This is a genomic window from Microcoleus sp. FACHB-68 (assembly GCF_014695715.1).
Taxonomy (GTDB): domain Bacteria; phylum Cyanobacteriota; class Cyanobacteriia; order Cyanobacteriales; family Oscillatoriaceae; genus FACHB-68.
In genome coordinates this window covers 66666-80876 of sequence record NZ_JACJOT010000005.1, presented here as the reverse complement: position 1 = coordinate 80876, position 14211 = coordinate 66666, and the positions used below count along the sequence as shown (strand labels likewise).

At 46.0% G+C, this 14211-nt stretch carries 9 protein-coding genes; 7 read left to right on the top strand and 2 right to left on the bottom strand.

All coding sequences use genetic code 11. The annotated features are described in order from the left end of the window. The first annotated feature begins 81 nt into the window (after positions 1-81). The 7 genes from H6F73_RS04470 (at position 82) to H6F73_RS04440 (ending at position 7862) form a co-directional block, all read left to right on the top strand. Complete coding sequence (locus H6F73_RS04470) at positions 82-1263, top strand: anhydro-N-acetylmuramic acid kinase (RefSeq protein ID WP_190757614.1); 1182 nt, start codon at positions 82-84, stop codon at positions 1261-1263. A 154-nt stretch (positions 1264-1417) separates the two neighbouring features. Then, a complete protein-coding gene (locus tag H6F73_RS04465) occupies positions 1418-1864 on the top strand; it encodes a hypothetical protein (RefSeq protein ID WP_190757613.1) in 447 nt (148 codons plus the stop codon). A 667-nt stretch (positions 1865-2531) separates the two neighbouring features. After that, the gene (locus H6F73_RS04460) at positions 2532-3803 is read left to right on the top strand and encodes a serine/threonine-protein kinase (RefSeq protein WP_190757612.1); all 1272 of its coding nucleotides are present in this window, start codon (positions 2532-2534) and stop codon (positions 3801-3803) included. 154 nt (positions 3804-3957) lie between these two features. After that, positions 3958-4287: a DUF6825 family protein gene (locus tag H6F73_RS04455; RefSeq protein WP_190757611.1), complete on the top strand. Its 330-nt coding sequence runs from the start codon at positions 3958-3960 to the stop codon at positions 4285-4287. 195 nt (positions 4288-4482) lie between these two features. Beyond that, positions 4483-6186, top strand: a complete 1704-nt coding sequence (locus H6F73_RS04450) for an AarF/ABC1/UbiB kinase family protein (RefSeq protein WP_347239473.1) — start codon at positions 4483-4485, stop codon at positions 6184-6186. Between the two features lie 182 nt (positions 6187-6368). Beyond that, the gene (locus H6F73_RS04445; RefSeq protein WP_190757644.1) at positions 6369-7130 is read left to right on the top strand and encodes a PP2C family serine/threonine-protein phosphatase; all 762 of its coding nucleotides are present in this window, start codon (positions 6369-6371) and stop codon (positions 7128-7130) included. A gap of 534 nt (positions 7131-7664) precedes the next feature. Next, complete coding sequence (locus H6F73_RS04440; RefSeq protein WP_190670174.1) at positions 7665-7862, top strand: NblA/ycf18 family protein; 198 nt, start codon at positions 7665-7667, stop codon at positions 7860-7862. A gap of 168 nt (positions 7863-8030) precedes the next feature. On the opposite strand, the gene H6F73_RS04435 is transcribed toward H6F73_RS04440, so the two are convergent. Both H6F73_RS04435 and H6F73_RS04430 read right to left on the bottom strand, forming a co-directional pair. Continuing rightward, the gene (locus H6F73_RS04435) at positions 8031-11555 is read right to left on the bottom strand and encodes a GAF domain-containing protein (protein ID WP_190757609.1); all 3525 of its coding nucleotides are present in this window, start codon (positions 11553-11555) and stop codon (positions 8031-8033) included. Positions 11556-11885: 330 nt separating this feature from the next. After that, complete coding sequence (locus H6F73_RS04430) at positions 11886-13760, bottom strand: AAA-like domain-containing protein (protein WP_190757608.1); 1875 nt, start codon at positions 13758-13760, stop codon at positions 11886-11888. Positions 13761-14211 lie beyond the last annotated feature (451 nt).

The window sequence follows — 14211 nt, the reverse complement described above, 5'->3', positions numbered from 1 at the left end:
GTCATAAGTGGGCAGTCATGAAACATAGATCCTTGACAAAGGACAATTGACAGCGAACAAAAAACAGCACACAGCAGATAGATGACCAAAGTGATTGGTTTGATCAGCGGCACCTCAGTAGATGGCATTGATGCCGCTTTAGTCGATATCACCGGCACTGAATTCGATTTAAAAATTCAGCTACTGGCGGCAGATACCTATCCTTATCCCGCCCAACTCCGAGCGCAAATTCTGGCCATCTGTGCCGGCGCGGCAATTTCAATGGCAGAACTGGCAGAACTTGATGATGCAATTGCTCAGCAATTTGCTTTGGCAGCCACCGCCGTTGCCGCCGGCACCCCAACTGATTTGATTGGTTCTCACGGCCAAACAGTCTATCATCGTCCACCTCAGCCAGATCCGGGCACAAATGATTCTTCTCTACCGTTGGGCTACAGCCTGCAACTCGGACGGGGTGCTGCGATCGCCCATTTAACCGGCATTCCCACAGTCAATAACTTTCGTGCTGCTGATATTGCTGCCGGGGGCCAGGGTGCGCCCTTGGTATCCAAAATCGATCTGTGTTTGCTCACCCATCCCACCCGCAGCCACTGCATTCAAAACCTTGGTGGCATTGGCAATGTCACCTATTTACCCTCAGCCGGCTCCAAGATGCAAAAGCCGGTGGGATGGGACACCGGCCCAGGTAACGTCCTGCTGGATCTGGCTGTGCAACAGCTCACAAATGGCGCTCAAACTTACGACAAAGACGGTGCTTTAGCCGCCGCCGGCACCCCTTGTCTGAGTTTGGTTGAGCAGTGGTTGCAGCACCCATTTTTTCACCAGCCACCGCCCAAATCCACAGGCCGGGAACTGTTTGGCCCAGACTACCTTCAAGGCTGTCTTAGTGAGGCTGAAGCTTATTCCCTCACACCAGCTGACTTACTAGCCACGCTAACTGAACTCACGGTTGCTTCGATTGCTCACAGCTACCGGACTTTTTTACCCCAAATGCCGGATCAAGTCTTCTTGTGCGGCGGCGGTAGCCGAAATCTATACTTAAGAAGCCGGCTGCAAGCCCAACTTCAGTCTGTGCCGGTGTTAACAACTGATGAAGCCGGTTTAAATGCTGATTTCAAAGAAGCGATTGCTTTTGCTGTGCTAGCTTATTGGCGTCAGAGGGGCATTCCCGGTAATCTCCCACTGGTGACAGGTGCGTGCAAGCCGATGCTCCTCGGTGATATTCATTTCCCATATTCTTTGCCTGAACCGGGCGAAGAGTAGGAATAATTTTTTCAGGCACGATCACGAAGGAAGAAGAGAATTTATTCACAGGAGTTGTGAGCAATTAACAGGATTTCTTTGTTGCCGGCGAAAGGCAATAAGATACCAGACAAGGCCATTACGGCAGCAATTAGTTCAACCAAGGAATCATGCCGTGAGTCACACGTTTTTAATGCAATCAGGTCGGTGGATGTTAGAGGGCAACTGGCTAGAGCGCAATGGAATGCCGATGCCTGTCAAAGGTAGAACTTTAGTTGCCTGGAATCAAGACAATTGGTTCACGATGGTCACAAAGCTAATATTTCCAGGCAGCGAGCGGGGTGAAATTACGTTTCAGTACCGAGGACACCTTGACGGAGGCGAGCGTCAATATACTTTTGTACTCCAGCACAGCGAACTTGGCCGAGTAGAGGGTGAAGGCTGGATCGCCCCGGAATCGATTGTGCAACGCTACTGGGTACTCGGTGATCGGCAGCGCCGCAGTGGTTTTGAAACGTTGCACCGCATGGATGTTAATAAGTATTATCACTCTAGTGGGATCATGGCCGGCCACTCTCTCATTAGTACGATGGAAGCAACCTATGAGCGTCAAATAGACTAGCCGGTTTAGGCGTTCAAGTGGCAAGTGACAAGTCATTCTTCTCGTCACTTGTCGTTTTTTATTGGCTTTTTCTCACGCTAGCTCTGTGAAATTTACTGATTACCAAAAAGCTAGAATTCGACTTTCGGGGAAATCAGCTTATTGAGAGTTGCAAGTAAAATTTTTAAACAAAATGTATAGCAAATCTCTATTGTTTGGAATCTCTAAAAGTTCATTTTTTATAAAAAATAGGGATTTTTATCTCATGATCTATACAAAACATATAAAAAGTATTAAATACTGTTAAATTTTTAGAATTTTATTAGTTTTAAATTTGAACAAAAAAGTTTAAAACTCTGATTCTTATTCTTTTTGGGCAAATTTTAACAACGTGAGATGCATTGAAGAATAAAAAATCCAGCACGTCTTTTGCAAATAGCAAGTAGTTGTTATTCTTATAATTCCCTCGTTGATGGCCGCTACTGGAAAATTAAGTATGGCTATATGCATATTTATTGATGATTGTCAAACAGTAAATTTGATGTTTCTAATACTTTTTGTGCAAGACTCTGTAGACCATCCTTTGTAGCGTGTCCGAAAGCGCAACCACCTTTTTCGAGGGAGGTTTTCAAGGCAGAAGCCGCGCAAAGGGTTAGCATAAGTTGAAAAACTGGCAGCGCAAATACCTATGAACTTAACAGCTGGCACAGTCCTTCAAAATGGCCAATATGTCATCAACGCGACTTTGGGCGAAGGTGCGGTAGGCATCACCTATCGGGCCACCCAGACCGATTTAAACTTACCTGTAGCGATTAAAACCCTCAACGAGAGCCTGCGCCATCAAGCGAACTTTGAGCAGTTGCAGAAGCAATTTCAAAGCCTCGCGCGTCGCCTGCAAAAGTGCCAGCACCCGAACATCGTCAGAGTTTTCGATTGTTTCAAACAAGCTGGGTTGTTTTATATGGTCATGGAATATATTCCAGGCCAGACTTTAGCAGAACTCATACAGTTCAGCCAGCCGGTGCCACAAGAGCAAGCACTTGACTATATCCGTCAGATTGGCTCAGCAGTGGGCGTCCTTCATGAACATGGTTTAGTGCATGGGGACATCAAGCCCCAAAACCTGATTCGCTTAGAGGGCAGCAATTGTGTGGTGGTGACTGACTTTAGTATTGCCAATGAGCTGAGTGCCGGCTTTTTTGCGACCGGCTATGGGCCGGCTGAGCGAGACTTTGCTCAATTGCGGCATACCCCAACCACCGATATTTATGGACTCGCGGCCACCCTCTACGGCTTGCTAACCGGCCAACCGCCGGTGGCAGCACAATTGGGCGAGGGTATTCTGTCCACAGATGGGCAACCCGGTAAACCCAACCTCAGTCTGGCCGTTCTTGAGGCGATTCGCTGCGGTTTGGAAACAGAGGTGAGCCGGCGTCCACAAACAGTCGAAACCTGGCTGTCATTTTTACCGGCAGGGAAACACATGAACGAGATAGAGCCGGCAAACCCAGAAGTTCAAGGGGACAGCAGCGAGGAACTCGAAGAACCGGCAACGGTAACAACCCCCAAAACTTCAGATCGGCACTCATCCAATAAACGCTTTGTTAGACTCAGTTTTATCCTAACTGCCGTGCTTGCTGGGCTAGCCGGTGCCGGCTTTGGGTTGTCACTTCGCTTTGGCAATGCCGGCAAGGTGGGATCTGGTCTCTTTAATCCTGAACAGTCCTTTCCCCCGCTCAAAGACTGGCCGGGGACAGACACGCAGGGTTTATCTCCATACGCCCTCGGTAAGAAAAGTTTTTCCGCTCACACCCAAGAAGAAGCGGTGGATTTCTCGCCGGCACAAGACGCTTCAGAGCTTGAAGAAGAACCAGAATGGGCCGCTCCACCTAGCTCGGTTTCCCCAGCTAGTACCTCACCCTCAGAGGCTGGCGCTGCCATTCCCCTACGCCAATCCTGACTAACCATCCCTCCAGGGTCAGAAATTTGTCAGCGCCTCAAGCCTGAATCTAGGGCCAAAGGGTTTCCTCCTCCCCCACTTGCTTTGATCTAGATTCAGACAGCGCCTCAGCCAGCAGGTTATAATTTGTGCGGATAGGCACAGAGATTTTTTTATGAGTGATCCATTAATCCATGCTTTTTTTGTCGGCAGAGCCGTGGCTGAAGCTCTCAACGAAGAGCTGGAGAAATCCGTAACCAACGCGTTTAGTGAACTCGGTAAATTCGATGCTGAGCAACGCGAGCGCTTGCGCCAGTTCACGATCGCAGTCATGGAGCGAGCCAATCAAGCAACGGCAGCGGTTCCCACGCAAGGCACGTCTGGTTCCACGACGAGCCGGTACAGTTCAGCTTCTCTTGATTTGCAAGCAACCATTGATGAGCTGCGAGCAGAAATCGCTCAATTGCGTGTCCAGTTGCAGCGCTATCGCACCGGCTCTCTTTAAAGACAGAGTGCTGAGTACAACGGTTGACTCAGGACTCTGTGACTTTGCGACTTGAGACTATCAATTACCTGAAACCACAAGTTAGGAAGCCTAGTGTCTGTTCTCCCTGATGATCCTGTCACCCCTAAACAGCACCAGAAGCGCTCCGCATTGCCAGCGCATTCCGCCGGTGTTCGTGCCACCTCTACCCAGGGAATAGCTTGGCCTCCAGTTTTGGGCAAGGCTAACAAGGATAAAGCTTACCGCTGGAGCCGCGAAGATTACTCCCACAAACGGCGCTTTGTCGAAATCTGGACGTTTTTTCTGTTGTTTATGTTCACTTTGTGGCGCGATAGCAAAGCTTGGAGTTATCCAGGTGGCATGACGGAACCTAAACGGATTGCCAGACGCCGCGCCCAAGCTATCTGGATTCGCGAGTCGCTCTTGGAGTTGGGGCCAACTTTTATCAAGCTGGGACAGTTATTTTCGACGCGTGCCGATATTATTCCCGGTGAGTATGTTGAAGAACTCACTAAGCTGCAAGATAAGGTGCCGGCTTTTAGTTATGAGAAGGTGGAGCGAATTATTGAGCAAGACTTAGGGAAGCCAATAGCGACGCTCTTCAAAACTTTTGACCCGGTTCCTTTGGCAGCCGCAAGTCTGGGACAGGTACACAAGGCGTACTTGCACTCCGGGGAAGAGGTTGTGGTTAAGGTGCAACGCGCTGGACTACGCCGGCTGTTCGGAATCGATTTAGATATCGCTAAGGGAATTGCTCGTTACTTTCAAAACCATCCAGACTGGGGCAGAGGTAAGGATTGGATGGGAATCTATGACGAGTGCTGCAAGATTCTCTATGAGGAAATCGATTATCTCAGCGAAGGGCGCAACGCGGATACTTTTCGGCGCAACTTCCGCGATGAGAACTGGGTGCAGGTGCCGCGTGTCTATTGGCGCTACACTTCGCCTAGGGTTCTGACTCTGGAATATATGCCAGGGATTAAGATCAGTCACTACGAAGCGCTGGAGGCTGCCGGTTTAGATCGCAAGGAATTGGCAAATCTCGGTGCTAAAGCATACTTGCATCAACTCCTCACTGATGGCTTCTTTCATGCTGACCCCCATCCGGGCAATATTGCGGTTAACCCGGACGGCTCGTTGATCTTTTATGATTTTGGCATGATGGGCCGGGTCAAAAATGATGTCCGGGAAAAGATGATGCAGCTGTTTTTTGGCATTGCCCAAAAAAATGCCAATAAAGTTGTGACTTCTTTGATAGAACTGGAAGCTTTATCCCCGATGGATGACATGGGTCCGGTGCGCCGGTCGATCCAGTATATGCTGGATCACTTTATGGATCAGCCCTTTGAAAATCAGTCGGTGGCAGACATTACTGATGATTTGTACGAGATTGCCTACGATCAGCCTTTCCGCTTTCCGGCTACCTTTACCTTTGTGATGCGGGCTTTTTCCACTTTAGAGGGGGTGGGGAAGGGACTTGACCCAGATTTTAATTTTATGGAGGTTGCAAAGCCTTTTGCAATGCAAATTATGACGAATGGCAATTCCTCAGATCGCAGTAGCTTTCTCGATGAACTGGGGCGTCAAGCAGCTCAGGTGAGTAGCACGGCCTTGGGTTTGCCGGGTCGAATTGACGATACGATTGAAAAGCTAGAGCGGGGGGATCTCCGCATTCGCGTCCGCTCAACTGAAACAGACCGGGCCATCCGCCGGCTGAGCAGTATGCATTTGGCAACGAACTATGCGTTGCTGATCGGTGCTTTCACCTTGTCGGCTACGATTTTATTAGTGAATAATTATGTCTGGTTGGCGCTGGTTGTGGCTCTGGTTGCAACCGTGCTAGCTGTGACTTTGATTCGACTCCTGATGCGGGTTGACCGATTTGATCGGATGTCTTGACGCGCTCTGAACTCTGGCTGAGTGAAAATGGGGCAGTAAGCGTTAGCACAGCCTGTGATTTCTTCACAGACTGCCCGCACAAGTATTTAAGTGAAGGCTTAATCACTCGGTTAGTCTGATTCACTCAGGGGACTGTGGACTCAACACTCAGCAACCAGCACTTATTGCTTAATACTGAATTCATGAAACGCTACTTTGCCGGCCTTACAGACCAGGGACTGCTTCGCTCTGTTAATCAAGATGCCTACTACATCGATCCCAGCGGACGATTTTTTATCGTGGCGGACGGGATGGGCGGTCATGCAGGGGGTCAGGAGGCGAGTCAAATTGCGACTCAGGTGATTCAGAATTATCTGATTGAGCATTGGGATTCGCCTCAGTCTTCAAATGCTCTGTTAGAGGAAGCTTTTCTTAAAGCCAATCAAGCAATTTTGGTAGATCAGCGCAATCATCCAGAACGCTCAGATATGGGGACAACTGCAGTGGTGGCGATTTTTAGAGAGGAAGCGTCACAAACTGCCGGCACCCAGTCGCCGAAAAGTTGGGTGGCTCATGTGGGGGATTCGCGCCTCTACCGGCTGCGCGGTGCCAAGCTAGAGCAAATTACGGAAGATCATACGTGGATCTCGCGCGCGGTGAAAGCTGGGCATATTACTTTGGATCAAGCCCGTAACCACCCTTGGCGTCACGTTCTATCTCAATGCTTAGGCCGGCAGGATTTGCAAGAGATTGATATTCAGCCGATGGAAGTACACCCAGGTGATCGCCTGCTGATGTGCAGCGATGGCTTGACTGAAGAACTTCCTGACAGTGCCATCGGCTCTTACCTTAAGTCTATTCGTGCCTGTGATCAAGCCGCGAAGACGCTGGTGAATGCCGCGAAGGATAAAGGGGGACGCGATAACATTACCGTGGTGATCGTGGCGGTTGAAACGCGAACTTAAGGTAGATCACGGGTTAAAAATTTAAGTGCCGGCGGATACAGCCTAGAACGCTTCACAACTTCTTTTTCTGTTAAGCCGGTCTGACATTTATTACAGAATCCGAATAAATAATCTTTAATACAACTGAAAGAGGGACTTTGGCAAGAGTTCTCTCAAACTTTTATATATCAATGTTTTTGTTAACCTTTTTCCTGATTTAGGGGAGAAGATACATCATTTCTAATTAAACATATAAGCTGGGATAATTAAAGATTTGTTCAGGTTGAGCAATTTTACTCTTTACAATTTGATACAACTACATTACTTTGCCGGGGAACCTTAGGAGGGAGGTTGAGCATCTTCATACCTAAGTTACCTATTTGGACGGATGTGCCCTTTGTCAAACGATTGTTATCTTTTGTAATATAAGTTGAGAGTTGACTGTTTCCGGCAATCCTGAAACCAAGCGGCGATCACTGAAAACGAGTGCATCGATCTGGTCTATCCAGAGTTTGAGAGTCAAAAATCCTACTTCTTCTTAAATCGGAGGACGTTATGAGCCAACCTATTAACCTATCTTTGGAACAACAATTCAGTATTCGTGCTTTTGAAAGCCAAGTTCAGCAAATGAGCCGGCAACAAGCTCAGGACTTTTTGGTAAAACTTTACGAACAAATGATGGTTCGTGAAGCAACTTATCAGAATCTTCTGAAACACCAATGGGGTCTAGAACAGGGTCCCAGCTTTGGTTAAAATCGTTTATGCCATAGTAGGCGACCTCCCTCTCTTGCTTGGTTCCAAGGAGGAAAGAAGCTGGGGATGCTGGGGCGTCAACTTTACCACTCAATAGCTGCTGTGTTGGGTTTCTAACAGAATATTTTTCTAGTTTCTAGCTATCGTTTTGATTTTTCTGAATGCTTTTTATCCTGACTGGTTGCCGGCAACTTGTGACTCAACATCTGATGCGCCACTCAGGTTAATGCGTAGTGTTTGCTCCTGTCGTTTGACTGCTGCTAAAAGCTCAGCATTCTGGAGAATCACGCCCACTTGATTATTAAATATTTGCAAATATTGCTGATCGCTTTGATCAAAACTTGCCTGGAAATAATCAGGCACAACATTCGCCTCAACCGGCGCGTGAGTTGAACGCTCACCCGGTTTAATTTTATTGATTAATTGAGTAACAGCAATCAACTCACCATCGGGATTCCAAACCGGCATACACAGTAAACTGCAAGTGCGGTAGCCGGTTGTGCGATCGGTTTTCTTCGCCATGTCTGAATCCGGGTAATCATATAAATCAAAAGGAATATTTAGCGGCACTCCCATCTCTGCCACTTTGCCGGCATAACCTTGTCCCACAGCCACTCGCAGTTCCTTCATTGAACCATCTCCAAAAGGAATTCTTGTCCATAGCTCATTTGTCTCGCGATCCAGTAACCAAAGCGTGCTGCGATCCGCATTCATCAATTCTTTCGCAGCTTCCATCACCCGCTTGAGGATCGAATCAAGCTCTAAACTGCTTTGAGAAACCGAGCGAGTTGCTGCCATTAGTGCCGCCGCCACCCGCTGCCCTCTCGCCGTTTTATGATAAGAGCGGAAGCTTTCCAAAATCATTTGAATCAGGGGAGCATTTTCTGCAAATCGTTCTTCATCTAATTGAGTAAAACCTTCTGGATCAATTTGTTCAGATAAAGGTGACGTCCGGTTATAAAAACGCTTTAATTTGTTAATTAACTGAATAACTCCAATTAAATTTCCTTGATCATTTAATAGGGGCAATGTCAGCATTGTATAAGTGCGGTAGCCATTTTTAATATCTTGTTCTTTGGCAGTAGTAGAGCGGGGATCATCATAAAAATCGTAGGGAATATTAATGATTTGCTTGCAGGCTGCCACTTCTCCCACAATTCCTTTATCTGCCGGCAACCGAATTTCTAAAGACCGATCCCCTTCCGCTTCAGCAATAATTGACCAAAATTCATTTCGTTCTTCATCTAATAGAAAAATTGTCGTGCGATCCGCACTTAAAGATTTACCCATTTTTAAAGTAATTGAACGCAAAGTTGCGTCAAGAATATCATCAAATCCTTGACCGTCCATGACCTGATTAAGCATCGCTAATGTCTGGCTAACAACATTTTGCGGTTGATTCTCCGCTTGTTGTTTCATCGCAGCGAACTGTTTAGCATTTTGCAAAGCAACTCCCACTTGAGAGTTAAAAATTTGCATATATTTTTGACTGTTTGCATCAAAACTATCCTCAAAACATTCAGGCGCTTCCGGCCAAGTTTCGGGATCATATTCAAGATGCTCACCCGGTTTTCGTTTATTAACTAATTGCGTCACCCCGACTAATTCACCTTCAGGACTCCAAACCGGCATACACAGTAAACTGCAAGTGCGGTATCCTGTTTTTCGATCAGTTTGCTGGGCGGTTTCTGAGTCAGGATGATTGTACAAATCAAAAGCAATATTTAAAGGTTCGCCGGTGGCAGCAACTTTGCCGGCAAATCCTTGTCCCACTCGCACACGCAGTTCCCGCACAGTCCCATCTTCAAAGGTAATTTTTGTCCACAATTCATCTTTTTCGGAGTCTAGCAACCAAAGCGTGCTGCGATCCGCATTCATCAATTTTTTAGCAGCTTCCATCACCCGCGTGATAATTTCTTCCGAATCTAGACTACTTTGAGAAACAGAGCGAGTGGCTTCTGTGAGGGCTTCCGAAGCTTGCAATCTTTGAGTTAACTTATAACAAGACTGGCATCTTTCTAAAATTCGTTGCAGTGCCGGCACATATTCAGCAAATTGCTGTTTATCTGCTTCTGTAAAACCCGTTTCTGCAATTCTTTCGGCAAACAAATCGTTGGGATTATTCGGTTGCTTAAGCTTATTCACTAACTGAACAAAGGCAAAAATATTTTCCTTTTCGTTCAACAAAGGTGAAGTAAATTCATTATAAATGTGGTAAGCAGTTCTCTTATCCTGTTCCTGAGCAACTCCGGAGTACCAATCTTCTGATAAATCAGCAGGAACGCTAACAGCTTGTTTGTAAATCGTGACTCGACCGGCACTCGGATTATTCGCCAAAATTTGTATCTTCGTAGAACTTATACTGGCTGTTCTGGCAATCACTGACCATAATTCATTTTTATCTTTATCAATAAAAAAGATAGCCATGCGGTCAACACTCATTAACTCGCCCAGCTTCAGGATAATAGAACCCAAAATTTCATAAAGAATATCATCAAAATCTTTGCCCTCCATGCCGCTGAGCATCGACATGAGTTTGTGTTCTTGATTAGCAACCAGTTGCTGAAAGCTAGGTTGCAGAATTGCTAGAGCTTTGTTTAGCCAAATCCAGTTAAAAACAGCCCCATAAATGCGGTTATAAGCCTTGAGAGTTCCGCCCTCTTTGACGACTAACCCAGAAAGCCGCAATTCCATCTGTTCAAGACTTTGATCAGCGGCAATTTCACCCCGTTGTAAAATTTGCTGGTAAAGTTTTAGGAGCGGTTCTGTGCGGTCTCCACTTCTGAGCAGCCGGTCGCGAATCGTCTTGAGATGCGGGGGTTCATCTTGCGCTTCCCAGTTCTCAATCAGGCGAGTTTGCACGATTTTTTCTACCCATGCTTCGGAGTTTTTGATCAATTTACCTTCTACATTCTCAAGAATAAGTTTGCAAAGCTTTTGGGTGAGAAATGGTTGGCCGCCGGTCCAGTTTAAGACCGCTTCTAAAACGGCTTCAGGGTCACTAATTTTTCCTTCAAAACCTTGAGCGAGTGGTTGAGCTTCGTAAATTCCAAACCCGTGCAACTCGATAGCGCGACCAATATTAAAGGGAGTGTGGTTTTTATCTTTAATTAAATCTGAGGGACTGGCAACTCCCAACAAGGCAAAGGTCAGCCGGTCATATTCATTACAGGCACGAATAAAGGCAAAAAAGTCATAAGTTCGGAAATTTAAGCTGAGAATGCTATCAATTTCATCGATAAAAATGACAATTTGTTCACTGATAGAATCAAGCAAGACTTGTTCAATAAACTCACTTAAGCACTGCACCGGCGGCAAAAATTCGCGATCGCGCAACCAAGACCTTAAATTAATCTGAAGGTGAAAACTTGTCACCAGGCGTCTCATCAAACCGGCATACCACTGCTGCGGCGTGATATCTTGGCTACCAATTTTCGTCAGATCAATCGCCGCACAGGCAACGCCTTCCGCTTGCAGCCGGTGCATTGTTCGCACCCGCAAGCTAGTTTTCCCCATTTGTCGGGAATTCAGTACATAACAAAACTCCCCTGCTTTTAACCCTTCATAAAGGTCTCGATCAGCTTGCCGCACGACATAAGTCGGGGCATCAAGGGGTAAATGTCCGCCCACTTTGTAGCGATAGTTTGAGTCTGGTTCTTCATCTAACACGGGTTCTGGTTTTTGCGAAAACATAGCGTCCCTGACAATTTAAGATGCAGTTGTAGCGCGGGAATGACCCGCCTATTATCCTTTTTGAGATGCACAAATCCTGACAAAATAGATACAATCGAGGCATTACATAATTGCCGAAATTACCGCAATCCTTGTTGTTTTAATCTTATATTCCCCCAGACTGTATCTTCTACTTTAAACACCGGCATCGGCTGCTGAGTATAATCTACTGCTAAATCAATCCCGCCTGATCGTAAATTCAGATTTTTCTAAGTAGAGATCTCCCCCTGGGAATGGAAAAAGCATTTTATCACCTCTAGCAATAATTCTGAATGGATATTTCCTGATTTTTTAACTTGAGGAAATTTTGTTTAAGCGATCTCGGAAATACTGACGATACAAATCGAAACGTGGCGTTACCTCATTTCCCCGCAACTGTACTAATCCTAAACTGTGTAATTTAAACGCCGGCACGGATTCTAATTCAACGGGTTTGTTTGTTACAACTACTTTAGCGAATGCTTCAGCTAAATTTGGGTGCTGTTGAAGGTTCCATAGGTGCCGGCGCAAATGATCACCATAAATTCCTGCTTCTGTTGGGGCAATTTCTGCCAGTTGCCTTAAGGTGAGTTGCTGCCCAGCAATGTAATAAAGCGCTAAGCGGACTAGATAAGGATGTCCTCCCACAATTGTCATGAGTTGTTTAACCTCGCTTTCCCCCCAATTCAGTCCATGCCGGCACGCCAAGTCAAACACTTGATCCGTGCTAAATTCCGATAATTCAATCGGCAAACCTACATTAAACGGCGATTGATTGATATCAAGCGGAATGTAAACTTCCGTTGAGTGAACAACGACTAATCGCAGTTTTTCCCAAACATAGCCCTCATTCGCGCCATATCCCGCTTCCTCATACCAAGCGCGTAATAACCCAAAAAAATCATCGGCAATTTTGGGATAGTGAAAAACGCGATCAATTTCATCTAAACCCAGCACAAGTGGGCTATCTGTTTCCGGCAATAAACAATCTTCAAAGAAGGCGGTACAGTTATCTTTACTGCCGTAAGTATCACTCCAATAATCATCAACTTGATAAGGCAGCCGGAGCTTTCTGCTAATTTTGGCGCAGAACCATTGTAAAAGTTCTTTGAGGTTGGTAAAAACTGCCGTATCCGCGTGTTGAAAACTTAGGGGAACGGTACGATATCCCTGTTCTTTTGCTTGATAAAGAATTCTCGCCATTAATGACGTTTTGCCCATTTGTCTAGGCGCTTTAATCCGAATTAAACATCCAGGTTGCAAAATTTCTTTATAACATTGCGTTTCACAGGGAACGCGCTCAACGTAAAATGCAGAAGCAAGACGCACTTGACCACTCGGTAATTCAGGTTCGGCAACCGGCGAGGGTGGAGTGTTTGAGCTTAAGGATGGGGAGGTGGAAGTTAAGGAATTGCCGGCACTTTCCCACTCTTCAATTTTCTGCGGTTGCCCCTTTTCAACCCCCTCTGCCAGTTGCTTGAGAACATCACGCACGATCCTCGCAGTGTCTGCCGGCGAAACCCACTCATTCTGCACAGTTCCGTGCAGGTAGCTTTGCAAGTCGTGATTTAGCGACAAATTGGGAGGAAAATTAACCCGAATCGGTAACAGCACCGGCTTGCTATTGTGGCGAGAGTCCCGCAACTGTCGCGCCCGCTGCAACTCTTCAATGACCATTTCACTCACGGCTGCTTGTGGGGACAGTAGCAGCAAAAAACAGTCACACTCTTTGAGTTGTGAGTCAAGCTGAGATAGCCAATCTTCTGCCGGCTGAATAGAACCCGGAGAACTTGCTCCCAAATTCGTAATAAATGCTTTGTGTCCAGCCGCTGAGATCGCTTCACAAAATTGCGCCGCTAAAGACGAATCCGGTTCTTGGCTACGATAACTGATAAAAACTTTTTTAACAAGCTGATTTCCCGACTTTCCTTGTCGCTCAATGGCTCTTTCTAGCGCTCCTTTTACCTTTTTTTTAGTGACTTTTTCTCCTAAAGTATCAGAAAGCTTTTGCCACAATTTATAACCGACATATTTTTCTACATATTCAGGATTAATTGGGTAAATTTCCTCATAGGTTTGTCCTTGCCAAGAGCCGGTAAACACTTCTCTTTCTAGATCGTTAAGGTGCTTGCCGGTGCTGGCATAAATTAAGTTGTCTGCAAATTCTAAGGCTTCTTTACAATCCATATTGCCGGCTGAATTGAAGAAAATATTAATCTAAATTATAGAATTCACGTCATCCCTCAGGCAAGGTAGGGAGCGAGTGAGAGTGGGGTTTTTCCATTTCAGTGTTTTCTGACTCTGTCTAGATCGCACTCCACAAGGTTGCTGAGCCTTGTCGCTTGCCGGTTGTGCCGCGATTCTAAGCCATGCTTCAAAGATACTGCTTATTTAACTCAAACATAGGTTTTTTGGTAATTTTACAAGTTTTTATGAGGTTTTATGAGGTTTTAAGAAGCGAAAGCGCAAGGTAGAAAATTTTCTTGACTAAAATTCTGAGATTTTCTGGTTACAATTTCGTGAAGCCTGAACCATACTAAAAAAGTAGGAAAGCCAGATTCATGAGTTTAAAAATGAAGGAACGCTAAAAAAGATAAATAAGGGTGTGCTAAAGTTAGGCGTTCAGGTTGCTGTTTAT